The 26,202-nt window shown below is 46.2% G+C and carries 21 protein-coding genes; 8 read left to right on the forward strand and 13 right to left on the reverse strand.

Annotated elements, in window-relative coordinates; all coding sequences use genetic code 11:
* Positions 1 to 82: 82 nt before the first annotated feature.
* Positions 83 to 2,155 (forward strand): methyl-accepting chemotaxis protein, encoded by a 2,073-nt coding sequence (locus ACT89M_RS20770; protein ID WP_308722860.1) that lies wholly within the window; start codon positions 83 to 85, stop codon positions 2,153 to 2,155.
* Between the two features lie 93 nt (positions 2,156 to 2,248).
* Complete coding sequence (locus tag ACT89M_RS20775) at positions 2,249 to 3,433, forward strand: aminotransferase class I/II-fold pyridoxal phosphate-dependent enzyme (protein WP_308722861.1); 1,185 nt, start codon at positions 2,249 to 2,251, stop codon at positions 3,431 to 3,433.
* Between the two features lie 108 nt (positions 3,434 to 3,541).
* On the opposite strand, the gene ACT89M_RS20780 is transcribed toward ACT89M_RS20775, so the two are convergent.
* The 8 genes from ACT89M_RS20780 to hcp all read right to left on the reverse strand — a co-directional run bounded on the left by ACT89M_RS20780 (position 3,542) and on the right by hcp (position 13,513).
* The gene (locus ACT89M_RS20780; protein ID WP_373323260.1) at positions 3,542 to 5,590 is read right to left on the reverse strand and encodes an iron ABC transporter permease; all 2,049 of its coding nucleotides are present in this window, start codon (positions 5,588 to 5,590) and stop codon (positions 3,542 to 3,544) included.
* Between the two features lie 2 nt (positions 5,591 to 5,592).
* A complete protein-coding gene (locus ACT89M_RS20785; RefSeq protein WP_308722863.1) occupies positions 5,593 to 6,594 on the reverse strand; it encodes an ABC transporter substrate-binding protein in 1,002 nt (333 codons plus the stop codon).
* 238 nt (positions 6,595 to 6,832) lie between these two features.
* On the reverse strand, positions 6,833 to 7,375 hold the full coding sequence (locus ACT89M_RS20790; protein WP_154983267.1) for a CueP family metal-binding protein: 543 nt from the start codon (positions 7,373 to 7,375) through the stop codon (positions 6,833 to 6,835).
* Between the two features lie 135 nt (positions 7,376 to 7,510).
* The gene (locus tag ACT89M_RS20795) at positions 7,511 to 7,936 is read right to left on the reverse strand and encodes a V4R domain-containing protein (protein WP_487344793.1); all 426 of its coding nucleotides are present in this window, start codon (positions 7,934 to 7,936) and stop codon (positions 7,511 to 7,513) included.
* Positions 7,937 to 8,214: 278 nt separating this feature from the next.
* Positions 8,215 to 9,246, reverse strand: coding sequence for an NAD(P)/FAD-dependent oxidoreductase (locus tag ACT89M_RS20800; RefSeq protein WP_308722865.1), 1,032 nt, complete (start codon positions 9,244 to 9,246; stop codon positions 8,215 to 8,217).
* Positions 9,246 to 10,259: an ABC transporter substrate-binding protein gene (locus ACT89M_RS20805; RefSeq protein WP_221790236.1), complete on the reverse strand. Its 1,014-nt coding sequence runs from the start codon at positions 10,257 to 10,259 to the stop codon at positions 9,246 to 9,248. Before ACT89M_RS20805 ends, ACT89M_RS20800 begins: the two co-directional genes overlap by 1 nt.
* Before the next feature lie 109 nt (positions 10,260 to 10,368).
* The gene (locus tag ACT89M_RS20810; RefSeq protein ID WP_341181157.1) at positions 10,369 to 11,973 is read right to left on the reverse strand and encodes a helix-turn-helix domain-containing protein; all 1,605 of its coding nucleotides are present in this window, start codon (positions 11,971 to 11,973) and stop codon (positions 10,369 to 10,371) included.
* A gap of 247 nt (positions 11,974 to 12,220) precedes the next feature.
* Positions 12,221 to 13,513, reverse strand: coding sequence for a hydroxylamine reductase (gene hcp, locus ACT89M_RS20815; RefSeq protein ID WP_090915103.1), 1,293 nt, complete (start codon positions 13,511 to 13,513; stop codon positions 12,221 to 12,223).
* A gap of 406 nt (positions 13,514 to 13,919) precedes the next feature.
* On the opposite strand from hcp, the gene ACT89M_RS20820 reads away from it, so the two are divergent.
* Complete coding sequence (locus ACT89M_RS20820; protein WP_154887862.1) at positions 13,920 to 16,571, forward strand: cation-translocating P-type ATPase; 2,652 nt, start codon at positions 13,920 to 13,922, stop codon at positions 16,569 to 16,571.
* Positions 16,572 to 16,744: 173 nt separating this feature from the next.
* Here ACT89M_RS20820 and ACT89M_RS20825 read toward each other — a convergent pair whose 3' ends face one another.
* A complete protein-coding gene (locus ACT89M_RS20825) occupies positions 16,745 to 17,131 on the reverse strand; it encodes a VOC family protein (RefSeq protein ID WP_154887860.1) in 387 nt (128 codons plus the stop codon).
* 198 nt (positions 17,132 to 17,329) lie between these two features.
* Between ACT89M_RS20825 and ACT89M_RS20830 the strand changes: the two genes are divergently transcribed.
* Positions 17,330 to 18,679: an MFS transporter gene (locus ACT89M_RS20830; protein WP_308722867.1), complete on the forward strand. Its 1,350-nt coding sequence runs from the start codon at positions 17,330 to 17,332 to the stop codon at positions 18,677 to 18,679.
* 116 nt (positions 18,680 to 18,795) lie between these two features.
* Here ACT89M_RS20830 and ACT89M_RS20835 read toward each other — a convergent pair whose 3' ends face one another.
* Together ACT89M_RS20835 and ACT89M_RS20840 are read right to left on the reverse strand one after the other, a co-directional pair.
* Positions 18,796 to 19,266, reverse strand: coding sequence for an SMI1/KNR4 family protein (locus ACT89M_RS20835; protein WP_308722868.1), 471 nt, complete (start codon positions 19,264 to 19,266; stop codon positions 18,796 to 18,798).
* A 25-nt stretch (positions 19,267 to 19,291) separates the two neighbouring features.
* The gene (locus tag ACT89M_RS20840) at positions 19,292 to 19,951 is read right to left on the reverse strand and encodes a DUF2625 family protein (RefSeq protein ID WP_154958074.1); all 660 of its coding nucleotides are present in this window, start codon (positions 19,949 to 19,951) and stop codon (positions 19,292 to 19,294) included.
* A gap of 111 nt (positions 19,952 to 20,062) precedes the next feature.
* On the opposite strand from ACT89M_RS20840, the gene ACT89M_RS20845 reads away from it, so the two are divergent.
* Entirely contained in the window at positions 20,063 to 21,556 is a 1,494-nt protein-coding gene (locus ACT89M_RS20845) for a right-handed parallel beta-helix repeat-containing protein (protein WP_261764463.1), read from the forward strand.
* A 104-nt stretch (positions 21,557 to 21,660) separates the two neighbouring features.
* Here ACT89M_RS20845 and ACT89M_RS20850 read toward each other — a convergent pair whose 3' ends face one another.
* Entirely contained in the window at positions 21,661 to 22,644 is a 984-nt protein-coding gene (locus ACT89M_RS20850; RefSeq protein ID WP_154887854.1) for a sensor domain-containing diguanylate cyclase, read from the reverse strand.
* Positions 22,645 to 22,667: 23 nt separating this feature from the next.
* A complete protein-coding gene (locus ACT89M_RS20855; protein WP_154957865.1) occupies positions 22,668 to 23,474 on the reverse strand; it encodes an alpha/beta fold hydrolase in 807 nt (268 codons plus the stop codon).
* A gap of 211 nt (positions 23,475 to 23,685) precedes the next feature.
* On the opposite strand from ACT89M_RS20855, the gene ACT89M_RS20860 reads away from it, so the two are divergent.
* The 3 genes from ACT89M_RS20860 to ACT89M_RS20870 all read left to right on the forward strand — a co-directional run bounded on the left by ACT89M_RS20860 (position 23,686) and on the right by ACT89M_RS20870 (position 26,169).
* Positions 23,686 to 24,900 (forward strand): MFS transporter, encoded by a 1,215-nt coding sequence (locus ACT89M_RS20860; protein ID WP_154957866.1) that lies wholly within the window; start codon positions 23,686 to 23,688, stop codon positions 24,898 to 24,900.
* Positions 24,893 to 25,459 carry a TetR/AcrR family transcriptional regulator gene (locus tag ACT89M_RS20865; protein ID WP_154887848.1) on the forward strand — a complete coding sequence of 189 codons (567 nt, stop codon included), beginning with the start codon at positions 24,893 to 24,895 and terminating at the stop codon, positions 25,457 to 25,459. The genes ACT89M_RS20860 and ACT89M_RS20865 overlap by 8 nt, the downstream gene beginning before the upstream one ends.
* A 62-nt stretch (positions 25,460 to 25,521) precedes the next feature.
* Positions 25,522 to 26,169, forward strand: a complete 648-nt coding sequence (locus ACT89M_RS20870; protein ID WP_154887846.1) for a hypothetical protein — start codon at positions 25,522 to 25,524, stop codon at positions 26,167 to 26,169.
* The last annotated feature ends 33 nt before the right edge of the window (positions 26,170 to 26,202 follow it).

Genomic DNA, 26,202 nt, shown 5'->3' on the forward strand with positions numbered 1-26,202 from the left:
AAATATACATAAATCTATATTATATGCCGACATATAACTCAGGAGTTGGGAACTTCTTATTAAGAATCTGGGGAGATGGAATATGTTAAAGACTTTAAAAAGGCGGGGGAAAACAGGAGCTCGTACATCCAGTATGGCGAACACACTGGCTCTTGTGCTACTCATCATTATTGTTGTCGTATTCGCTGTACTCGGAACATTCATGTTCACAAGTACACGGAACATTCTGGTTCAACAGCAGGAATCCATGCTCCAGACCAAAACACAAGCGATTGTCAGTGAGTTCGATGCCCTTTTCAAGGAAAAAGGCTCACTCGTTAAACAAATGTCCACTAATAAATTATTCAGGCAATACATAGAAACAACGAAATCAGCCGCAGAAGCAGCCACTTCTACTTATGCTGCAGAAACAAGGGACACACTGGCCAAGATTGTAGAGGCAGAGCCCTCTTTCAACGATGCTTGGATTGGCGGTATGGATGGTAAAGGCTTCTGGATACAAAATGACGGGGTCGTTTCAGCACCGGATTTCGATATCCAGGCACGTCCTTACTACCAACCGGTGAAAGACGCCGATGGACTTTATTTTTCTGATCCGTACATTGACATTTCGGCAGGCAAAGTACTCATGGGTATTTTTTATCCAATCAAGGATGATAACAACAACATGATCGGTTTTGCCGCAGCAGATATTCTGTTTAGTAACATCCCGAGTATTATGGAGAGTTACTCTCTGGGTAGCACCGGGTATTCCATATTGTTATCCAAGAGTGGGGATATTCTGTATCATCCGGACGAGAGTAAAGTTCTGAAGGAAAATATCAAGAACACTACAGGTGATATGGGAGAAGTCGGTAAAAAAATGATCGCTGGTGAATCCGGTATACAGCTGATCAACGACAATGGGGAACGTCGTTACGTCGGGTATGCAACCAGTAAAGACACGGGATGGTCCGTAGGTCTGACGATTACGGAGAAAGAAGTTTTAGCAGAACTCAGAACATTCACCTGGATTACCCTTGGCGGTTTTGCTGCAGCTGCAATTCTTTTGGTCATTATCAGTTATATTACGCTTCGTCGTCTATTGCGCACCATCCCGCAGCTACTTAGTAAGATCAAACAGATTGAGCAAGGTGATTTAACCGTTGAACTGGAGATCAAATCCAATAATGAGATTGGGCAAATTGCGACTGGCCTGAACTCCATGGTGAAGAAGATTCAAGACATGTTGAAGATTGTTGGCAATTCTGCTCAAGTGCTGAATCATTCATCCAATGACTTGCAGTCGATATCCTCCAGAACTGCTGTAACCATGAACGATACATCTACGGCGATCAATGAGATCGCGAATGCAACCAATTATCAGTCGATTGAAACGGAGAACATTTTACGTAAAACAGGCTCATTATCAAGCCAAATTGATGAAATTGCCGCTGATGCACAAGCGATGGGGTCTATGGTGCAAACCTCTGTTGATCAAAGCGGCCAAGGACTTGCGGTTGTGGAGCAACTGTCCAAATGGTCTGCGGAGAACCACAGTTCCACTCAATCCATCTCTTCCATTATTCAAGAGATCGATCAGAGCCGGAATGAGATTTCCAGTTTTGTAGATACGGTAAAACAAATTGCTTCTCAGACCAATTTGCTTGCGCTTAATGCTTCTATTGAAGCTGCACGCGCCGGGGAACATGGCCGAGGATTCGCTGTCGTTGCAGAAGAAGTTCGCAAACTGGCAGAACAAACGGCTCAAGCTACAGAGGAGATTAACAAAAAAGTAAGTGTCATTGAAGAGAAAACATCCTTGTCTGTAGAACACACGATGCGAGGAATGAAAATTGCCGAAGAGAATACCAAGTCTGTAGAAGATACCAAGCAGGTGTTCTACAACATCAATAAAGATTTGGAAGAACTGAAGCTGCGTATGGCACAGATCACGAACAGCACCTCTAGTGTGCATCAGCACAAAGATGAGATTTTTCAGGCGCTGGAGATTATCTCCTCCACTACTGAAGAGAACTCTGCCTCCACGGAAGAAGTTAGCGCAAGCACACAGGAACAACTGGAAAGTATTCAACAAGTGGCCGATCTGTCCAATCAGTTGAATCAACTATCTGCTAAACTGCAGGAAGAATTGAGTCATTTTAAAGTGGAATAAGCTGTACTCCCCTCCTGCTCTTCTCTTTTGTACGCGATCCATTTATTATTAAATACATGCGTACGAAGAGCACTGGAGGCTGATGGACTTATCATGAGATTTGCAAAACGAATGGATCACTTTAGTGAAGGCATCTTCACCAAATTGCTGGACATAAAGCGCCGCCGGCTGGACAACGGGCAACCTGTCATCGATCTTAGCGTCGGAACACCCAATATCCCGCCGGCTCCGCACATTATGAAAGCACTCGGTGAAGCCGCCGCTGATCCGGCCAATTACATCTATGCTGTAAACGACCAGAAGGAACTTCTTCAGGCGGCAAGTGACTGGTACAGGCAGCGATATCAAGTCGAGTTGAACCCGGCGACAGAAATCTGCTCGCTACTCGGCTCGCAGGAAGGACTTGCGCACATCTCTCTCTCGATTGTCGATGAAGGTGATCTGGTTCTTGTACCTGATCCCTGTTATCCGGTGTTTGCAGATGGCCCCCTTCTGGCTGGGGCTGAGCTATATTATATGCCGCAAAAAGAGGAACACAACTATGTTATCCAATTGCAGGACATCCCGGAATCCGTGGCTGAACGAGCTAAATTTATGCTTGTATCCTACCCGAACAATCCAACAACTGCGATGGCTCCAGATTCTTTTTATGAGGATTTGATCGCTTTTGCCAAGAAATACGATATTATCGTATTACATGATAACGCGTATAGCGAGCTTGTGTTTGACCAACAAACATGCGGTAGTTTTCTGACCTTTCCCGGTGCCATGGATGTAGGCATTGAATTCAACTCCCTGTCCAAAACGTATGGGCTAGCGGGAGCACGAATCGGTTTTTGTATGGGGAATTCGGCAGTTGTTTCCATGCTTAAAAAGCTGAAATCCAATATGGATTACGGCATGTTTATCCCGATTCAGAAGGCAGCAATAGCGGCCATTTCAGGTGACCAAAGTGATGTAGCGCGAGTAAGATCCATCTATGAAGAACGACGGGACATGCTCTGCGAAGGTTTTGCCAAATTAGGATGGTCGATCAGCAAACCCGAAGCTACAATGTTCATCTGGACACGAATCCCTGCACATTATGACACCTCAGAGCAATTTGCCACCGATCTCGTCACACGGGCAGGTGTCATTGTTACACCAGGCAGTGCCTTTGGTCCTTCAGGTGAAGGATACGTCAGACTTGCTCTCGTTCAGGATATGGATCAACTGCAACTAGCTCTTCACTACGTAGAAGCGAGCGGTATGTTGATTCCTGAAAAGTTAAGCAGGTAGATTGTAGTTTTTAGGATGTAGTGCGGCATGTGATACCGATTTTTTTGAAACAAAAGTAAAAGCACCAAACCCTTCTGATTCGGGTTTGGTGCTTTTTTACTTCTACCTTCACTTCACTGCTTTGCGCCAGTTCGAACGGTACATCAGATACAGGAAGTAAGGTGTACCGATGATCGCAATGAGAATGCCTGACGGTATTTCCGTTGGCGCCATCACCGTTCTGCCAATCGTATCTGCGAGCACCAGCATCACGGCTCCAGCCAGCGCGGACAGAAACATCGACTGTCTCAGTTTATGTCCTGTCAGCAGCCGAACCATATGTGGTGCAATCAGGCCGATAAATCCAACTGTTCCAACACAAGCGACCGCACCAGCCGCGAGCAGTACTCCTACAGTCATTGCCAGTAAGCGAGTACGACGTACATTCATCCCAAGTCCGGAAGCGCTATTGTCGTCAAAGACAAGCAGTTCAAACTTGCGAGCAAGCCACCAGGCCACTGGCACCAGAATGAGCAGGAATATACCGATTACTTTGACCTGGTCCCATGTACGGGCATACGTGCTGCCTGTCAGCCAGATATAACCACTGCTACCGTAAACGGCACCGCGTACGATCAGAATCTGTATACCTGCGCCAGCAATGGCCGACATGGCAATGCCCAGCAATACAACGGCGGAAGGATTCAATCCTTTTTTCCAAGAAAGCGAGAATACAACCGCAGCGGCAATAGCGGCACCTGCAATGGCTGCAAGAGGCAACACATACATTGGCAGTCCAGGCCATAGAATGAACACCATCATGGCACCAAGTCCCGCACCGGAAGATACACCTACAATCGATGCATCAGCGAGTGGATTACGTACAGCCATCTGGATCAACACCCCGCTGATGGCGAGAGCCGCCCCTGCTCCTGCAGCCACCAAGGTACGAGGGATTCGAAGCTGTACAATTCCAGAGAATAACCCATCCGATTGAAATAAACTCGGTAGCAGGTCGGCTAATGGAATACGCATTCCACCGAACATCGTACTGAGCAGCAGCAATATAATCGTAATGGAAGAAAACAGAATAGCGATAGGTGTAAAGGCAAAACGCCGTACTCGCCCACCCGTACTCATCGATGTCGTCATGCCAGCACCATTTCCTGTTTTCATGCGAGTCAGCACCAGCCAGATCAGCCAAGGTGCACCAATGATCGCCATCACAGCACCGGTTGGCAATTCCATACTGGAGTTATGTATCATCTTGGCAATGACATCTGCCCCCACCAGCAACGCTGCCCCCCAGATGAATACACCCGGAATTAAAAGCCGATTGGAGCGAACTCCACTCAGACGAACCAAATGTGGAGCAACCAGACCTACAAAGCCGATAGGCCCAATTACACTGACGATTACGGCAGCCAGAATAACGGCAATGATCAGCCCACCTGTTCGAGCAAGTCCAACTCTCTGACCCAAAGAAGAGGCGGTTGATTCATCCAACTCCAACATATCCCACTGTTTGGACAGAATAAGCGCAAGCAGCGTTACTCCCGTAACCCAAGGCCAGACATAGTTCACACCTGTCCAATCATTCTGGACTAGGGTCCCTGAACCCCATAGGAATAAGCCCTGAGTTTCCATTGAGAAAAAAATATGCAAGGCACTTGTAAATGAACCTAGCACCATGGACACGATCATACCCGATAACGCTAGTCGTACCGGCGTTGACGTACGTCCACCGCCCATAAAATAAGCTGCGAATGCTGCAAGCAGACCTCCCATGGCGGCAAAAAGAAACGGGGACTGGCTGAGTATATTTGGAAATAGAATAACCCCAAGCACTACAACAAAATACGCTCCGGCATTAATCCCGAGTGTATCCGAAGCCGCAAGCGGGTTACGAGTGATCGTCTGTAGCAATGCACCGGCAACAGCCAGTGCACCTCCTGCAAGAATACCAATTACGGTGCGCGGCATACGCAGATCCCATACCATGTTATGTTCGAGTGTGTCTTGTCTGTTTGTAAGCGCGCCCCAAACGTCATGCAACGAAATTGCTGCCTCACCATAACACAGACTTACAAAAAAAAGCACGATAAGGGCGGTTAGACCGCCCCCATAGATGCTTATCATTCGCCAGTTCGTGGCTGGCTTCGTTCCTTGTTGAGTCAGACTCATTTGGTAATCGCCTCAACCACGCCGTCTACCAATACCTTGGAAGAAATCGGGCCGCCAAATGTCCATGTCGTACTTCCCAGTTGATAGATGCGCTTTTCCTTCACAAAGTTCAGACCTTTCCAAACGGAATTATCTTTCATCGCTGTACCAAATACATCATCGTCTGGCTGTGTAATATAGATAAAATTGCTATCTTGCACTGTCGATAAAGATTCAATCCCGACTGTAGAGAAACCGTAATTTTCAAGTTTATCCGGCTGCCAGTCATTCACCATGCCGATTTTGTTCAACGTACCCACTACAACCGAGTTGTCACTGAACATGCGCAGGGAAGCTGCATTTTGATACGTGAATGCCTGTGTTAGTGCAAAGTGGAAGTTTTCTTTCCCGGCAGCTGCCAGCTTTTCTTTGGCTTCTGCATAATGCTGATCCAAGTTGCTGAGCACTTCTTTTGCTTTATCTTCTTTGCCCAAAGCAGTTGCAATTGTATTAAAAATGGTCGTCATCTTGTCATAGTTATAACCATCACCGTTATATGGATCAAACTCCAGTGTTGGAGCAATAGCTTTCAACTGTTCATACACATTCGAATTGTTGTCTGCGTTGGCGATGATGAGATCCGGCTTGAGTGCTGCAATAGCCTCCATATTCGGCTCGCTACGTGTTCCGATATCCGTAACACTGTCATCCAGAGCAGCTTGGTCCGTTACGTACACTTTATAGTTGGCATTATCTGCATTACCGACAGGCTGAACTCCTAGAGCAACAACATCCTCCGTATATGTCCATTCCAATGTCACGACACGTTTAGCCGGCTTGTCCAATGTAAATTCCCCACGATTATCTTGGACAGTAACCGGTCCAGCAGACTCTTCAGCAGGAGCACCGCCCGAAACCGTATTTTTAGTTGGTTCTGTTGTTGTGGCATTTTTACCACATCCCGTCAGAACTAAAACAAATGCCATCATGATGAATAGTGCATGTAACCCTTTTTTCATATCTCTAATCTCCTCTATGTTTGTATGTATTTATATGATAACAATTATCATTATCACCCATGCTATTCTTTTTTGTCAACGTTGCCTCATAATTTTCACATTCTTTAATGACATCAAAAAAAGGAAAGACATGCCATGTAGGCCAGCCTTTCCTTGTCTTTATCGTATCTTTATAACCTTAGTTCTTATGTTGATCTGCCTATTCTTGGCTTGATACTTGTTAGGGTTGAACCTCAGCTTAGATTAACTGCATTGTCGTAATGCAGGTCTGATCCGTTTTGTATGTAGATAATTGTGTTTCAGCCACCTTTCCGCCGTGAACAATACGGATTGAATACGTTCTATCACGTGGTACCCACAAATCCATAAATCCATTGGCACCGGACTTCAACACTTCATCTTTCATCAAGGTGTTGCCTTCGGAATCATGTATCGTCACACGGAATGGTTCATTTGCCATCTCTCCTTGGCAACCCGTTAAACTATGAATCTCACAAGGATGCGTCTGCTCTACATAAGGAGCAATGGAGAGGAAAAACTCATCTTCGGGCAAATCGTAGGACGTTTCCTGGTTTCCTGAATCTGTCACGGTTAACGTTGTCGCACTGATTGAAGCAGACTGCGGTGTTTCTCGGCCTGTACTGATATCTTCAACCAGCTTTCGGATATCCGGTGCATCCGCCTGTTCGGTCTTCTTTTGGCCTGCCGTATTGGCGATCAAGTATGTTCCGAGTACGATTACAAGTGCCACACTGGCAATAATCCATAACGATTTTTTCATTTGGCACCCCCTTTCTTATTGCTTTAATTATATAAGAAAAGGAGATATCCCGGACGAATTCAATAGATCATTTCACCATATATTCACATTTTTGGTTCTTTGATTGAGCCATCTTGAAATAATTATATCATGTAATTACAGCTTGATCTCGTATTCGCAATGTTCATGACCGCTTACGTTACACTTGGTTTCTTTTACTGTCACTCTTCGTTTCATCATCTTAGTCAGTGCCCCTTCGAGAATTGCCCCCTCCAGATCACATACCATTTTCTCATCTTCAAGTGTAGGCAGTCCTTTACAGAAACAGTCATCCACGGCAACAATGATCTTATGCTCATTTCTTTCTATTACCCGAGGAATACCAATCCGCAGTTTTTCAAACATTTGCAATAATTCCTCGACCGTATGTACAGGCAGATTCTCTCCAATTTTACGTCCAATGGTAAGTGTGGTACCTTTGCCGCCCATCGGCAAACCCTGATTTAATCCAATTAACCGAATCGTACGGAACAGTTCCAGCGGCACCATATTTCCCAGCTTTTCACGATTCATCTTTCTCATATCCTCAAATGTATATTCCAACATCGTTGCGCCCCCCCATGGATGATTTATAATTCCATAATGACAGAAAAATATTTCCCTTTCCTTGATTCCAATCAATAAAACAGGCGATTCGCCTAATCTTGCAATCCCGCATTTAACTTGCCAATATAACTTGAAATATAACAAAAAAACCTTGCCAGCCACACCAAGAACTTCTCGGGTGGCTGGCAAGGATATTGACTTTCATCCTATGAACCTCGCACTCTCTCCTATTCCTGACAGACACATAGGACTGTCTATCTGTTGGTAATAGCTTTGTTTTTCTCAAAGAACCGGGCATTATGAGAAGACACACCCGCCATATCGGATGCTGCAGGTTCCAGATACATCTTGGCACTGTTAACTGCAAGCACTGCATCGTTAAAGGCTCCTGCGATCAGTCGCACTTTGCTTCCATAAGTGATAAAATCACCGGCTCCAAACACACCTGGAATGCTGGTACGCATGCGCGCATCAACGCTCACCCCATAATCTTCACGTTCGAGTCCCCACTTTACAAGATTGCCGAAGTCGCGATCATACCCATGACTCACGATAACTTCATCCATGCCCAGCTGTTTCAATTCCCCAGTCTCCATATGTTTGAGTTCAACACGGTTTATCCGGTCACCCGCACCGTATAAATGAGATATCCCATAGGGCGTAAAGACCTGAGCATGAGCTTTCATCTGGGCGACTGGCGTTTCATGTGCAGTGAACTCATGCCGCCGGTGTACCACAACCACTTCATTCGCAATTTTGGCTATTTCATTGGCCCAATCAATGGCAGAATCGCCACCTCCCGAGATCAGAACCCGTTTGCCGATAAAACGGGAAACGTCTGTAACCGTGTAATGCAGATTGGTTAGTTCATAACGGTTCGCACCCTCAATGTCCAGCTTTTGAACCTGTGTCATTCCCCGACCTGCACATAAAAGGATGGTGCGTGTGTAATGTTGCTCTCCCGTCTTGGTTGTCAGCACGAATACACCATCTTCACGCCGATGCATCTGATCAATCTGTTGGCCGAATACAATAGTGGGGTCGAATGTTCTCGCTTGTACCTCCAAAGATTCAATCAATTTCTCACAACGTACAGGCTCGATTCCCCCCACATCCCAGATTAACTTCTCTGGATAGGTACGCATAAATCCGCCGAGTTCCTGTTTGGCTTCAATGATTTTAGTACGCATGGCTCTCATTCCGCTGTAGAATGCAGAGTACATTCCAGCAGGCCCACCGCCTACGATCGTAATATCATAAATGTCCAGTTGCTTCTCTGTATTCATTAAGGCACCAACTTTCCAACAACATAGTCCATTAATTTAACCGAACCTATCGGGCCCACACCGGATACAAATTCACTGGTTTTCAGTGGGAAAACATGATCATTCTTTACTGCCTTCAGATTCGCCCACACCTGGCTTGCTTTCAGATCTTCCATGGATTTCTTCGTGTCATAACCTACGAGGGTTCTGTCTTCCAAGAAGATATAATCCGGATTCAACTCAGGCAAAAATTCCAGAGAGAACTGACTGAACCAATCTGTAGAGTCTTTAATGGCCTCCGGGCTGTTTAAACCGAGGGTTTCATAGAAAAAGACACTGCTGCTTCCCCCTTTGGGACCCATGAAACGGTAACGATTGTGCTCCACACGCAGAACTAATACCGTCTTGTCCCCCAGAGCAGTTGCAATCTTATCTTTGGCCTGTGCAGCCTTCTCTTCAAATTCGGCCAGTACCTTAGCAGATTCCTCAGTCTTGTCGAAGATGGCCGCTAATTTGGGCATCGCCCGCTCCATTTCACTATTGGCATCCAGTGCCACAGTCGGAGCGATTTTGGATAATTCGTCGTATACGCCCTGTTCCATACCCTCGCCGGCTGTAAGAATCATATCCGGAGATAATGCAAGCAACTGCTCATAATTGTATTGATATTGTTCTACTTCTATCGTCTGAACACCGTGTTCTTTAAAATAGGCGGGTCGATATTCCGCTTCGACTTCTGGCGTGTACAATACGATCTGTGGTGTAACTCCCATCTCAATTAAATACTCGGCATAGATCGAATCAAACACAACCAGATTTTGAGGATGGGCAGGGATGGTCACCTCTCCAAACTGATCCTTCACCACTTTGGTTTCACTGTTATTCGGTTCAACTTTTGTTGTACTTGTTGCTTCCTCACTCTGAGTTCCTGATATACCCGCTGTTGTCTCCTCTTTGGTTCCGCTGGAACATGCCGCCAGCAAAATGCAGATCACCACCAGCATGATACCGAATCCTCTAAAACTTCGTAACATTATGCTTCGCCCCTTATATTTATTGATAATGATAATTATTATCAAATACTATCAAATAAGAAGTGTTGCATCCATAGCTTATCGTGCGTATTCAGATGGATTATTGTGCTCATTCTGATACGGTATCTACCAGATTGCTGATCATCTGATTTAGAATCAAATTTTGGCCCGTGATGCCATGACCGTCGACCCATAGATGAGTATCGATGTAGAATACCCGCTTGTTTTTTACCGCTTTCAGTTCATTCCATTGAGAACTCTCCACCAGTTTTCTCATATTCTCGTCCGCACTGAAATGTTGCATCATTCGTTTCTCAACAAACAGATAATCCGGATTGGCCTTTACCAACAAGTCAAGTGAGCAAGGATTGAACCAGGCTGTACCTTGTTCCAGTGCTTGCGGAATTGCTAATCCGAGCTGATTATATATCAACTGTGATATTCCGTATGAGTGCCCACCCAAATAACGGTAACCAAAAGCTTCTACCCTTAGCAGCATAACTGTCGAGGCGGATTGAATGATGGGTTGCAACTTCTGTTGTGCTACGCTAAGTTGTTGTTTCAATTGTAACTGAATTCCTTGGGCTTCTTCTTCCTTATGGAACCAAGCTGCCAATTGATAGAGCAAAGGCTCTATGTTCTGATGAAGTCCTGTCAAAAGTGGTGCAATTGTGCGCAGTTTTCTTTTAATCTCTTCTGTCATACTATTGCTCACAATAATCTCTGGTTGGACTTGCCTTACAAGTTCCAGATCCATATCATATTGCGTAACCTCAAGCAGTCTCACCCCATGCACGATAAATTGCTCACGTTGATGTGGAGACAACAGGATCTCAGTGACCATAACGGCATATGGAATAACACCCAGATGAATCATCATCTCTGCACAGATTGGGGAAAGCACTACTATTCTACGATGCTTCAAATGTTGTCTATATTGTTTCGGTGATTCCCCTGTTAGTTGTTTGAAGCGACGACTGAAATAATGAGCATCCTCAAACCCGGACTTTTTAGCAATATCCTGTGAGGTGGCTGAAGTTAATAACAGTTCTTCCTGAGCACGATAGATCCGATAATGAGCCAGATAATCCAGGGGCGACTTACCATATTGCTCACTGAATTTGCGGGAATAGTGCCACGGCGTAATGCCTGCGATCTGCGCCAACTGTCCCCTCGTAATCACCTGATCATAATGCTCCCGCATATAATCGATGGAACGGAGTATACCATCTTCCGGTCTCAGTTCGTTATCCCGCTTTTGCTGATAGAGATTATTCAACAGTTCATATAACAAGTGCTGATTTCCAACCCATGGCACCCTCCCCTCACCCGTGTTTTCTTCACTCATATGCTGAATAATGCTAGCCAGACTTCCCCCTGGAAGTTGCACTTTCTGATAGGCTTCCCCCGAGGGTACATGCCAATCGTACTTCTCTACTTCTCTTCCTTCCTCAAATACAGCGTAAGTATCGAACTGAACATGCCATCCTGCCAGATCCATATCTCCTCCGTCAATGACCTCCAGAACCGATTTCTCTTCAAGCGCAATTAATTCTCCAAAGGAGGCGTGAACACGTTGGCCGTTAATACTCCATGTCGCTTTGCCATCCAGAATAAATATCAGGCTGTGACTGGCAAAGTAATGCCGCTCCCCGGTGGATATCCATGTATTGTTTAATGCCTTGGTTGACCTCCACTGAGCAATCCATTCCATATTCTGAGGCATATCCTTATCCTTTCACGATCATACTCCTGAAAAAAGGCTACACGCATGCAGGCCCATTCCTGATCCAACTATTCTATTCGTCATACTCCCCATACACACATCCAACGTTTGAACTCATCCTACCTGAATCGCAATCGCTGTGCAATCCTATGCCGGAATTGGTTCACAACGTCAAAAAAAGCCGTGCAGGAAGCACGACTCTTTTATCCAATCTAACTCATATAGCTAGGTTTAATTAAGACAAAGCCAGCATTGCGTTCATATCTTCTTCTGCTGTTGTGATCAGTTTCAGACCAAACATGTCTACGAGCACATCCAGTACACCTTCTGAAATAAATTCAGGCGGTTTAGGCCCGATCCGGATATCCTGAATGCCAAGGCTGAACAGGCCAAGCAGAATTGCTACCGCTTTTTGCTCAAACCATGACAGCACGATGCTTACAGGAAGCTCGTTCACCGTGCAGCCAAAAGCGTCGGCCAAAGCCATTGCGATTTTCACAGTTGAACCGGAGTTGTTGCATTGACCCAAGTCGATATAGCGCGGAATGCCCGTGTCTCCCACCGTACCGTAATCCACATCATTGAAACGGAACTTGCCGCAAGAGGTAGTGAGAATTACCGTATCATTCGGTAGCGACGTAGCGAGTTCACGGTAATAGTTACCGCCCTTACCCGGTGCGTCACAGCCTGCAATGACAAAGAAACGACGGATATGTCCGTCTTTGACGGCCTGGATAATCTCGGGTGCAAGTCCAATCACGGTCTCATGATGATAACCTGTCGTTAATACTTGCTCGGATTGGATGTTCGCTACTGGCAGTGACAACGCTCGCTCAATAAGAGGTGAGAAATTCTCGCCTTCAATTTTCGTTACTCCTTCGAGACCAGCTACTTCATAAGAGAAGAATCGATCGGCATATGTGCCTTTGATCGGCATAACGCAGTTGGTTGTTGCCAGAATCGCACCCGGGAATTCCTCAAACAGTCTGCGTTGATCGTACCAGGCTTTACCGATATTCCCTTTAAGATGAGCATATTTCTTTAATGCCGGATAACCATGCGCAGGCAGCATTTCGGAATGCGTGTAGATGTTGATGCCTTTGCCTTCTGTCTGACGCAGTAATTCTTCGAGGGCGTACAGATTGTGACCCGTCACGACGATACAATGACCTTCAATCTGATTTTGACTCACCGTGATTGGCTGTGGAATACCAAATCGATCGGTATGCGCACGATCCAATACATCCATGATTCGAATAGCAGCATTACCGACTTTCATCGCCATCTCTAAATGTTCCTGCTGATTAAAGTTTGAGTTCGTAAGCGTCATATATAAAGCTTCGTGTGTGATCCGATCCACCTCAGGATCGGTATAACCAAGCTGCCGTGCGTGTGTTGCGTAAGCCGCAATCCCTTTCAGTGCAAAGATCATCGTATCCTGCAAGCTGGCAATCGTTTCGTTTTTACCACATACCCCAATTACTTTACATCCACCACTCGGTGTCTGTTCACATTGATAACAAAACATATTAATTCCCTCCAAACCAAATGAACTCCTTGTTATGAAATAGCGTAACAGAGCTGGAGGCAGACAATTGTGATATTACACACAGTTTTTCAAACTAACACCCATATTATCCCTTTTGAAACTTATATCAGACTATCATCCATCCAATTACCAGTATGACGACACACTTTGAAACGAGATCGATCTGGCATCAAGGTCCGATCTAAAATCAAAACTTTCATTCCAGTGATGCTGTCTCTACGCATAAGTATCACTGGAAATATGAATAATGACATAGACAACTAATGTCGCCCAAGTTTATCGTCAAACTACATATAAAATGTTGAAAAACAACATCCCTTGGCGATTCTAGATTTTGTCCATCCGGGTAATACACATATAAATCACATGCCGAGGAGCTGGTCGATTGCAACATTACAGGCGCAGTGCAGACGAAGTATTGCAGGAGGTACAAAGTTCCGAGAGAGGTCTTTCCACATCCGAAGCAACGAAAAGATTAGAATCCGTAGGATATAACGAGTTAAAAGGAAAAGATGCAACACCGATCTGGAAACTGTTCCTTGAAAATTTTAAAGATCCGATGGTCATCGTGCTACTCATCGCAGCTGCTGTACAAGTTGTGCTTGGGCATCTGATCGAATCCTTGATCATCTTTCTCGTCATTCTGCTTAACGCTATCATTAGCGTGGTGCAGACCAAGAAAGCGGAAAGCTCACTAGATGCCCTTCGCCAGATGTCAGCCCCCGAGGCCAAGGTCATTCGAGATGGTCAGAAGCAGACGCTTCCTGCACGGGAACTGGTTCCAGGTGATATCGTTCTATTAGATGCAGGGGATTACGTACCGGCAGACGGGCGTATTCTGGAATCCGGCAGTCTCAAAATCAACGAAGGCATGCTGACTGGTGAATCCGAAGCTGCAGAAAAACATGCGGATGTGATTCCGGAAGAGGCTGGAATTGGGGATCGGCGCAATATGGCATTCAGTGGATCGCTAGTTGTATATGGTCGCGGCACGATTGTCATTACAGGTACGGCACTAAAAACCGAAATCGGTAAAATCGCTGAATTGATTGAAAATGCGGAGGCGAAGGAAACACCACTGCAACGCAAACTGGAATCATTCAGCAAAAAACTAGGCTTTTTCATCCTGGGTCTGTCGATTCTTATTTTTGCCATTGAAGCAGGACGGGTGTGGCTGACAGAAGGCACCGAAAATATAGGACCATCACTGATCAATGCGCTGATGTTTGCTGTAGCCGTCGCTGTGGCCGCCATACCTGAAGCTCTCTCGTCCATCGTCACCATTGTACTCTCTCTTGGTACCAGCAAGATGGCCAAGCAACATGCGATTATTCGCAGATTGCCCGCGGTGGAAGCGTTGGGATCGGCCAGCATTATTTGCACGGATAAAACCGGTACACTCACTCAGAATAAAATGACCGTTGTGGATTATTACATTCCCCATGGTACAAAAGACGAGTTTCCCGATGATCCTGCCGAATGGTCGGAAGAAGAACGTCGGTTGTTACATATTGCCGTACTTTGCAATGATTCGAACATCAACCAGGAGGGCAAGGAGCTTGGTGATCCCACCGAAGTTGCACTCATTGCGTTTAGCAACAGCGTGAACAAGGATTACAACGAAATCCGGGATCAGTTTCCACGGGAAGCCGAGCTTCCGTTTGACTCGGACCGCAAGCTCATGAGCACGGTGCATACCTTTGAGGGACAGACTGCTTTGCTGACCAAAGGTGGCCCGGATGTGTTGTTCAGTCGCTGCAGTCATGTATTTATCCATGGTGAAGTACAACCGTTGACTCCTGAGATTCGTACTCAATTCGAAGAAAAAAATGAGGCCTTCTCCAAACGCGCTTTCCGGGTGCTAGCCTACGCTTACAAACGTTTCAATGACAAAAAAGAGGTCACTCCCGAAGACGAATCCGATCTGACATTAGTCGGCCTGACAGCCATGATTGATCCACCGCGTGAAGCGGTTTATGGCTCGATTGAGGAGTCGAAAAAAGCAGGCATTCGCACCATTATGATCACGGGTGACCACAAAACTACAGCTCAGGCTATTGGTATTGATATCGGACTGGCAAACAAAGATGATCTCGCGATCACCGGTGCCGAGCTGGATAAGATGACGGATGAAGAGCTGGATGGGCAGCTGGAGCATATCTCCGTCTATGCACGGGTATCCCCCGAAAATAAAATTCGGATCGTGCGTGCATGGCAGCGCAAAGGTAAAGTTGCAGCCATGACCGGAGATGGCGTCAACGATGCTCCTGCACTGAAACAGGCCGATATCGGCGTAGCCATGGGAAGTGGAACGGATGTCGCCAAAGATGCGGCGGCGATGATCCTGACTGACGATAATTTTGTATCCATTGTGAATGCGGTCAGCGTTGGACGGATGGTATTTGATAATATTAAAAAGGCTATCGCCTATCTGTTCGCCGGAAACCTCGGCGCCATTATCGCCATCCTCTTCGCACTGGTTGTCGGCTGGGTCAATCCATTCACAGCGCTACAGCTGCTGTTTATCAACCTGGTCAACGACTCCTTGCCGGCTATTGCGCTCGGCACGGAGAAGGCTGAACCGGATGTGATGCGACGCGAGCCGCGTGACATTAACGAGGGCATTTTTGCAGGCGGAACGTTGCAGGCTGTTATCACCCGCGGGTTGCTCATCGGCGTTGCCGTAATTGTGTCGCAATATATCGGTCTCGGTATCTCGGAAGAGATGAGTGTTGCGATGGCGTTTACTACACTGATCCTGGCGCGCAGTCTGCAAACCTTCGCGGCACGTTCCAACACCCAGACCATCTTCCAGGTTGGCTTCCTGACCAACAAGCTCGTGCTTGGTTCGATTGTGGTCTGTCTCTGCCTCTATGGCATTACACTGATTCCGGGTGTTCGCAGCATCTTTGCCATTCCTGACACCTTCGGCTGGGATGAGCTCCTGATCGCAGGTGGGCTTGCGCTCGGCGCGGTTATCCTGATGGATGTCATCAAATGGATTCGCAATCGCGGCAAACAAACCACGGCGGCTTAGTTGATACACGATGTATCGTTGTACACCGTTGTAAGCTTTTATAGATTGGATAAACAAACAGGCGCCCCTTTTTTGAAGGGCGCCTGTTTGTTTATCCGGGTTATTTTTTCATACCATAGATAGATTGTTTGGTGCTTCTCGGGTCTTGCTTCTTGCTTCTATTCCAGTACCTTCTACAACCCCTGCTTGATGCCAAAGGCAATCCATCGTCCATCAATATCCTCGATCACAAATTCTTTGTTATTATAATCAGAATGATGGAAGGAACGAACAATCGTTACACCCGCATCGATCAACTCTTGTTCGAGTTCTTCCTGCTGTTTCGTAATGAAATAGGCATCATATCCGTAGCCATACAATTCTCGATTCGGAATCACCTTTTGTCCATTACTTTGGGTTAAAATAATCTCGGTAGAATCACGGTACAGACAGACATGCGGCTCTGCGACATCCAAGTATTCAACGACACGAAATTTTAATTTTTCTTCATAAAATGCAGCCGTTTTCCTCATATCAAGGGTTGGGAACACACTGTGGGACTCTAATAATTCTGGCTTCATAATACTAATCTCCTTCATCCTAATTGTTCTTAAACCTGATTACGCCTGTTATGTAGTCACTCGAATAAATATGACACTATTGCCATATTAACATTGGAGGTGTAAAATAGAATATTGTTTTGTCTCCATCATATGTAATACTAATGTCAAAGTCTGTTCATATCATACAATAACTTCATACAAGACAGGAATGGTTACGTGAAAGAAAAAATTGTAATGCCACTCTGGACATGTTGTCTGTTCATCGTGGTCATGAACACAACCATGTTTAATGTTTCGTTGCCTGTCATTATCCGTGATCTTCAGATCACTTCTGACCTGGGCTCCTGGGTTATCTCCAGTTATTCTATCGGATATGCCTTGTCTACCGTAATTTACAGCCGCTTGTCTGACCGAATTCCGGTACGTAAGCTGGTCACCGTTGGGCTCTTGATTCTCGGTTGCTCGTCCGTGCTTGGTTTGTTCGCACATAACTTTGCCTTGTTGCTCACGACGCGTATTCTGCAATCTGCAGGGGCCGGAGTTATGGCTGGACTCGGTCTGGTCATTGCAAGCCGATACATTCCGGTGGAACGACGCGGTGCAGCTCTGGCTCTCATCTCATCAGGTAGCGCAATGGCTTTTGGTCTTGGCCCCATTGTTGGCGGACTGATCAGCGAGTACATGGGCTGGAACGGATTGTTTGCGATTACGGTGCTGGTGCTACTGGCCCTGCCGGTATTGCTCTATTTTTTACCACGGGAGACCGTGAACAAAGAACAGCCATTTGACCTTACAGGCGCACTACTCACCATTGTTAATGCAACCACCTTGCTGGTAGCCATCACACAGCGGTCATGGATATGGCTTGTCATCGGCATAGTCTCTCTGGCTACTCATATTCTTTATATTCGCAAAGCAAGGTTGCCTTTTGTGAACCCACAGGTATTTCGGACACCGGGTTTCACCAGGCTTATTATCATTGGGTTCTGCGTACTCGTGGTTAATCTCGGAAATCTGTTCCTTATGCCGTTAGTGCTTGCGGACCTGTATCATCGTTCTGCCCTTGCCATAGGTTTGCTCATTGCCCCCGGAGCGATCATCTCGGCATTTTTTACCCGTTATGTCGGGCGCTGGATAGATCGGTATGGCAATATGCGGTTTATGCTGATCGGGCAGTGTATGCTGGCGGCAGTTCTGGTGTTGTTTATGCTTGGACTTGACCAGTCTGCCCTGATCATTACAGGCGGTTACGTGTTCTTCTCGCCAGCACTATCAGCCTCCATGGCCTCCCTGAATAACGAAGCTTCACGTGTACTGCCTAGAAACCAGATTGGTTCTGGCATGGGCTTGTTGCAGCTGATCCAGTTCTTTGGTGGTTCGGTGTCTGTCGCCGTGTGTGGTTTGCTTCTGCACGCCATACCCGGAGTAACGCTACAAGAAGCTTATCATGTAGTATACGGCTGCCTGCTGGTCGTATGTCTCATTTCGCTTGGACTGACGTTATGGCATAGTAAAGCTACTTCAGTTTCGAATCGTGATTTAACCTCTGTACCCTCGGGTCGCTAATGTAGCGTGCTCCTGTCGTCGGAGTGTACCGCTAAAATTACAAGTTCAACTTATGTAAAAAAGGCTCGCACCTGTTTGCGAGCCTTTTGCTTCTTTTGCTTTCTCCAATACAAACCCTACGCTTGTGATGACCGTAACTGGAGAAGGGCCGCAAATGACTGGAAATGAGCAGCAAGCGGCTTCACATTTTCCTCCATCAGCTGCTGTGCCTCTTCCATCGTCTCGGCTTCACTCTCCGCATCTTCACGAACCATCGCCAGTTCATGTTCCATCACCAGCACGGAGGGCACCTCTTCGTTCTCACGATAATCGAGCAAATAGTTGTTGCCGCTGCTGACACTCCACGCAATCGGAATAATTCGCCGCGGATCAGGATTGACTTCATCCACCAACGCAGCATTATTGGCAATAAACTGATCATCCAGTACATGAAAACGAATGTCCCAATCTTCCGTCTCTGTGCCCTGTATCAGATCAAAGGAAGCATCGCCGTGTAGTTGAATAAAGTCCAGATAGTCCTGTGGAAAAACAATACCATAATGAGACTGAATACGCGTCACACTTGCACGATCATTCTGGTCATTCATCCCTATTCGCCCTCTCTAAGCTTGATCAGTTTTTCGCTTCAAGTGCCGCTTTCCAAGCTTCAGCAATATCAACTGGCGTTTTGCTGCTTTTCTTTCCGCTACCTTCCTTCGTCCAGAGCGGAGGAAAATAAGCAAACACTTGGCCTTTGTTCAGTTGCGCCATATCTTCCTGCCAGCCTTTCCAGCGAAACGTTTCGTAAAATAATTGCAGATCACCCTCAGCCAGCCAAGTCATAAACTCGGAGAACGAGAGCTCTGTTGATTCCCACTCCAAGGCATCCGGTGCAAAATAATAAATCTGTCCCGAGCCATCGAACTTCCCGGTATCCAGAGCAAAAAAACCTCCAGCCACATCATAGGCCACGACCATCATGCCCGGCAATGCCTCTACAGCAGGTTCAGCACTCAAGCCATTCCAGCTGGCCAGACTGCCATATACACTCTCACCGCCTGCGCCCAGCAACGTAATCCATCCATAATCCACCACCATGCCCTCCGTCTCATAGGCGACAGCCCCCAGATAGGAACGCGTGCTCACTTGGAGCTGGTGCAGCGTATTCTTGCCCATCTCCGGCTTTGCCGGAACATAGGTATATGTATTCTCCCCCTGATCCATAAGCGCTTTGAGCTCCGGCCAGGCGTGATTTTCCTGATCCATTAATTCATCAGCAGACAGATTATTCATCATTCCACAACTCCTCTCCATTTCATGACTTTTCCAAGCATATCATGGCTTATTCTACCATTCAAATCTGATATAATTAGCTTTCAGATTGTAATTAAAGGAGGAATATCCTTGTTTCGTTTCATCCTGCTCCCTGCTCTAATCCTCACGTTGTTCACATCTTCGGGCTGCCAGGATCGAGCCTTCTCTATTCCTCAACAACCAGATGTCCGAACCGAAACGAATGATCAGACCATCTATTATATTTCACCACAGGGAAACGATAAGAATCCCGGAACCGTCCATTCTCCATGGAAGACGATTCAGTATGCAGCGGATCATGCTTCTCCCGGTAGTACGATCTATCTGCGCCAAGGCGTCTACCCCCAGAAAGTCAAAATAACCCGTAGCGGGCTTTCTTCAGGCAAACCTACGTTAATCTCCAGTTATCCTGGAGAGAAAGCAATTCTCGATGGCAAGAAATTATCTGTACGCGGCGTCGAAGGCATGGTCGAACTGGACAATGTCAGCCATGTTACGATCTCAAATCTGGAGATTCGTGGCTTCTCCACCACTCAGACGGGACAAGTCCCTGTCGGCATTTACGTACATGGAGCAGGGGAGAACGTGCAGCTTCTCGGCAACCAAATTCATGCCATAGCTAGCCGGGCAACGCCAAAAGGCGATGAACTGCAAGGCAGAGATGCACACGGAATCGCCATCTATGGCACAGAGCATCCACAGGCCCTACGCGATATCATCATTAAAGATAACGAATTATATGACCTCGTGTTAGGTTCCAGCGAATCACTTGCGGTTAACGGCAATGTTGACACCTTCGCCATTATAAACAATACCATCCATGATACGGACAACATCGGTATTGATCTGATTGGATATGAGGGCATTTCAGAGGATGACACGTATGATCGGGCGAGAAACGGCATCGTTCGCGGCAACACCATCTACAACATCACATCAACCCGCAATCCATCTTACGGGCTTCCACTTCCGAATAAAAGTAATTCGGCCGGAGCGATCTATGTAGACGGCGGCACCCATCATATCATCGATTCCAACAAAGTATACCGGAATGATATCGGAATCGAGATAGCTTCGGAGCACGCCGGTCGTTCCACCAGCAACATCACCGTTCGTGATAACCTGATCTATGCCAATCGACTAACCGGTATTGCTATAGGAGGTTATGACGAAGAGCGGGGCGCAACGGAAAACAGCCAGATCATGTACAATACACTCGCAGACAATGATACGTTAAACGCAGGCAACGGACAGCTCCTGATCCAGTCACATACCCAAAATAACACCTTCACCCGTAATATTGTTGTCGCTGGCAGCTCAGACGTGTTGATCTACAACGAGTACACAAGCAATACAGGCAATGTGTTCGACCACAACCTTTATTACGTTAACGGCGAGGCGCAGGAGGCCCTTTGGGTTTGGAAAAATAAAAGCTATTCCGGTGTTACAGCGTACCAACAAGGAACAGGCAATGACACACACTCACGCTACGTCAATCCAGCGTTTGTGAACAGCTCAAAGGGAGATTATCGCCTGCAAACAGGCTCTCCAGCCAAAGCTTACGGCTATCTGGCCCCGAGATAGACGTTGTCTTCCTTTTCTAACCATCGTCTATACTAATAAACAAACGGATCAAGTAAGCAAAGATTCTCTGCCTGCTGATCCGTTTTTATGATGCTTAGCCCGGCTTAACGCCGGACCAAACTAGCGGCATGGGTTACCCTATTTCGCCCGCCCGTCTTGGATGCATAGAGTGCATCATCTGCCTTTTGAAACACAGACAGCTCCGTATCTGCTGCCGAGATCGTTGCCGCGCCAATGCTCACCGTAACGTGATATTCCCCCCAATCCGCAGAAGCTACTTGTGACCGGTATCGTTCTGCGATGCTGATGGCTTGTTCCTCTCCGCAATTTGCCAGAATGATCACAAACTCCTCACCACCGTAACGTGCCACCACATCGACCTCACGCGAAATGGATAGTAATAGAGTAGCCAAGTTACCCAGTACCAGATCACCGATAGGATGTCCGTAGGTGTCGTTAATGCTTTTGAAGTGGTCAATATCCATCACAAGCAGGGAGAATTCACGCTGTTCCTCATGATAAAGAGATAGATGATGAGCCATTTTTTCCTGGAAAAACCGACGGTTTTTGAGACCTGTCAGCAAGTCCGTAGACGCCATCAATTCCAATTGTTCATTGACTTTAATCAGCGCCTGCTCTTTGATTTTGTATTCTTCATGCAGACGCTCCAGCTCTTGGTTCGCCTCTTGTGTTGCCTGATATAACTCCTGCAGCTTGGTCTTGGTATTTAAAATGTCCTTTTCATGCTCAATCCGTTTACGCATAATGACGACTACGCAGTCCACTATATGTTGCCCGTCCCGCATCTGACGCACCCCGTTGAGCAACACCGGGACGTCTTCCTGCTCGCGATTGCGAAAGGAAAAGTACATCTCGTCCACATGACCATACAACTGAATATACGGATAGAAATACGTATGAAAAAACACTTTATTGGTGACGGACATCACGGATTCAATATGTTTGCCCATCAATTCATCCCGTTCAAGCCCAATCATGTCCAGCAACGTTTGATTTACCGACATAATGACGCCCGAATCCGATATTGAAAAATATCCACAAGGTGCAGTATCTAATTGAATGTCCATAAAAACAGCCTTTCCTCTATACGTTATGCACTAGCCAGATAATCTTTAATTAATCGAATCGTCTCGCCGGGTTCACTCAGATGAGGGTAATGTCCTCTGGCATTCATCTGAGTGAGCCTGCTGTTCTTCAGATGGGAATGCAAATAATCTCCCACTTCTACAGGAGCGATACTATCATCTGAGCACTGCAGAATCAAGGTAGGCACCGACACCAGATCCAGTTCGATCCGGCAATCAGACAGGAATGTAACTTCGGCAAATTGCCGGGCGATGTGCGGATCACGGGAGCAAAAGCTCTTTTCCAACTCTTCCGTTAAATGCTTGCGTTCCGGGTTCTGCATCACAATGGGGGCCAGATAACTTGCCCAGCCGATAAAGTTTAATTGCATCATCTCCAGCAGTTCATCTATATCCCGCCGCTCAAATCCACCATAATAATGGGGCAGATCATTCAAATAACGCGGAGAAGGCCCCAGCATAACGATATTTTTGAAGAAATGTGGTGCCTGAATGGAGGCAAGCATACCAATCATACTGCTGACGGAATGCCCGACAAAGATGACATCCCGAAGTTCCAGCACTTCCATAATCTCAAGTACATCCTGGGCATAGCCATGAAGATCATTATATTTAAGCGCATCATAATAGTTAATTTGGGACTCCCCGGAGCCTACATAATCAAAGAGAACAACCCGGTACTGTTCAAAAAAAGCAGGCACAATATGTCGCCACATATCCTGATCACACCCAAAGCCGTGCGCAAACATAATCGTCTGACTGCCTGTACCAAGTACATTTACATTGTTGCGTACAAGGACATCAACCGTCATCTCACTCACCTCTCAGAGAGATTATAATTTTAATTTATCAGAGTATTATATCGGAAAATGTTGGAATTAGGGTTAAAAATGTTAATATTTTTACTCTGTTAAACATGAAATAGTTGTTTCAAATTGAAAAAACACCTTTACAACCTGACTATCGTCAGATAAAATCAACAATCATATCGCGCGATATTAGAACATATTTTGGAGGAATATCATGAACACCCTAACATCAGACATATCACCGCAGAAAATTTGGGGAAAATCGTTTATCTTTATCATGCTGGCCAATGCACTTTTGTTTATGGCCTTTGAAATGTTGCTCCCCACCTTACCTTTATTCGTTTCCAGCTTGGGAGGAAATGCTTCAAAGATCGGGCTTGTAACCGGCATTTTTATGTTTTCAGCCATATTAGTTCGACCTTTCACTTCCGTTTTGGCAACAAAGATGGACAAAAAGCACCTCTTGATTATTGGCATCGCCATCTGTGCATTAGCTACTGGCGCATACTACCTCTCGTCAGGTATAGGAATAATTCTTGTACTACGTGTAATCCACGGATTCGGTTTTGGTCTGGCAACGACTTATTTTGCAACAATTGCTACAGAAAACATTCCGAAAAGCCGACGTGGGGAAGGCATGGGATATTTCGGAGTTGGAGAAACCGTCGCTATATCTGTTGGTCCATTGATTGGAACAAGCCTGCTCCTTCAATACAACTACCAGAGCCTGTTCTTGGGCGGAATGTGTATCTTGTTATTGGCACTTCTGATGACCGTTTTTGTATCCAGAAACTCTCGGAGGGAGTCTGAGGACAAATCTTCCGTTCATCTTGCCACTTCCGTCAAACTTATTGAGAAAAAGGTATTATTTCCTTCATTGCTCATCCTGATGGTTGGCGTTGCGGCCGGTTCGATCATGTCTTTTGTCGCTTTGTTTGCTGCGGAGAAGGGGTTCAGCAATATTGCCTGGTTTTTCTTTATTGTGGCGATTGCCAGCTTTGTCGTCAGACTATTCTCAGGAACTATGTTTGATCGCCTAGGTCCAGGGTCTGTACTTCTTCCTTCGGCACTTTTCGCGATCGCCGGACTCCTCGTTCTGATCCTCTCACAGAACCAGATCCATTTTCTGATTGCTGGCGCACTGTACGGTTTTGGGTTTGGTGCCATTTTCCCCGCCATCCAAACATGGTGTGTCAATCTCGTGGAAGAACATGAGCATGAGAATGCGATGGCTTCATTCTTTAATTTTTTTGACCTCGGCATCGGCGGCGGCTCTTTGGTTCTGGGTCTGGTGGCATCTGCATTCTCCTACACGGTAGTGTATACTATCTCTATCGCTGTTTTAGTGATATACATCTTGTTATATTCGGTATACGCTCTAAAGCAGAAGCAGTTCGAAGACCGATCACTGGGGGTACACATTGAGTAAAAAACGAATTAAAGAGATTGCGATTCAGCATTTTAATCGTTTTGGTTATGAAGGGACCAAGATGGCACAGATTGCCGAAGAAGCCGGTATCCGCAAACAATCACTGGCTTATCATTATTCTTCCAAAAAGGACTTGTTGCTGGAAGTATATGAGGAAGTTGTGCAAGAGGAGCAACAGTTTGTACAAGATTTCTTGGGAATTTCCACTGCAGGAGATACGCTGGAGCAGAGATTATATGCCTTTTTGCTCGAACATAAAAATCGCTTCCTTACTCAGCCCAATGTAGCCTTTATGTACATTCTGTCCTTTATGGCGCCGCTAGAAGTGAATGATTTTGTTTTGGCTCAATACCGGACATATCTCGGCACCTTAAAAAAAGAAGTAACCGCTTTGTTCGCAAGTCATGAGGGGATTCGTCTGAGCCCGGAAGAAGCAACGCTAGCTTTTGTCACTCTGATGGACGGTCTTGATATACAGCTCGTGTACGAGACAAGGCAATCATACGAGCAAGCGATGGCTATTACCTGGAATGTGTTCTGGTCTGGCATCCAAAGCTAAAGCAGTCCCTCTTCGTAACTATTACATGAGTCATAACAAACTGATTAGGAGGAAGGCATATCATGCAATCACTGAATGCGGCCTTAACCCGTTTCGTAGAACAACAAGACTTATATAATGAAACCTACGGGCTTTTTCAAAATCACGATCTTCGCCCTCGGGTGCTTCCAGTTCAGCCAGAAGTGGACAAGCGTATTTCCCTTTCGCCGGAGCTTGAGTACCTCTACAGTCACTACGAGATGGTAGACGCTCAAGCCGAAGGAACATTGAAAATGAAAAGCGCAGCTGTCGAAATCGGCGATGCCGCTCTGCTCTTTTTCGTCGCTCCCGAGCATCTGCATCGCCAGCAGCTGGGATTTCGCTGGATCGGTATGCAGGAACCTTACGAAGAATCCGATTCCTGGCCGCCACATCATGTTGTGATCGCCAATGTGAATGATGATCCTATTATCGTTGACGCACAAGCTCCCTCTTCTCCTGTCTATGCTGCATTTGAGGGTGGAGAACCACAACGAGTTGCGGATTCCCTAGCCGACTTTTTTACCGCGCTTGCCATCCTGATTGAAAGCGCGTGTTCATTTTCAGGAGAAGTGAAGGACGAAGAAACTTACGAAACCAAACCTGAATATCTTGTCCAGGTTCAGCCAAAATTAAGGGAACTGCTCGGAGAAGTACATACAAAACACCTTATCGAGTATCTATCTTTATGAAGCATATGAGAATGAGGAAGAGAATTGGGATGG

It is taken from the genome of Paenibacillus sp. NN59, from assembly GCF_057597225.1.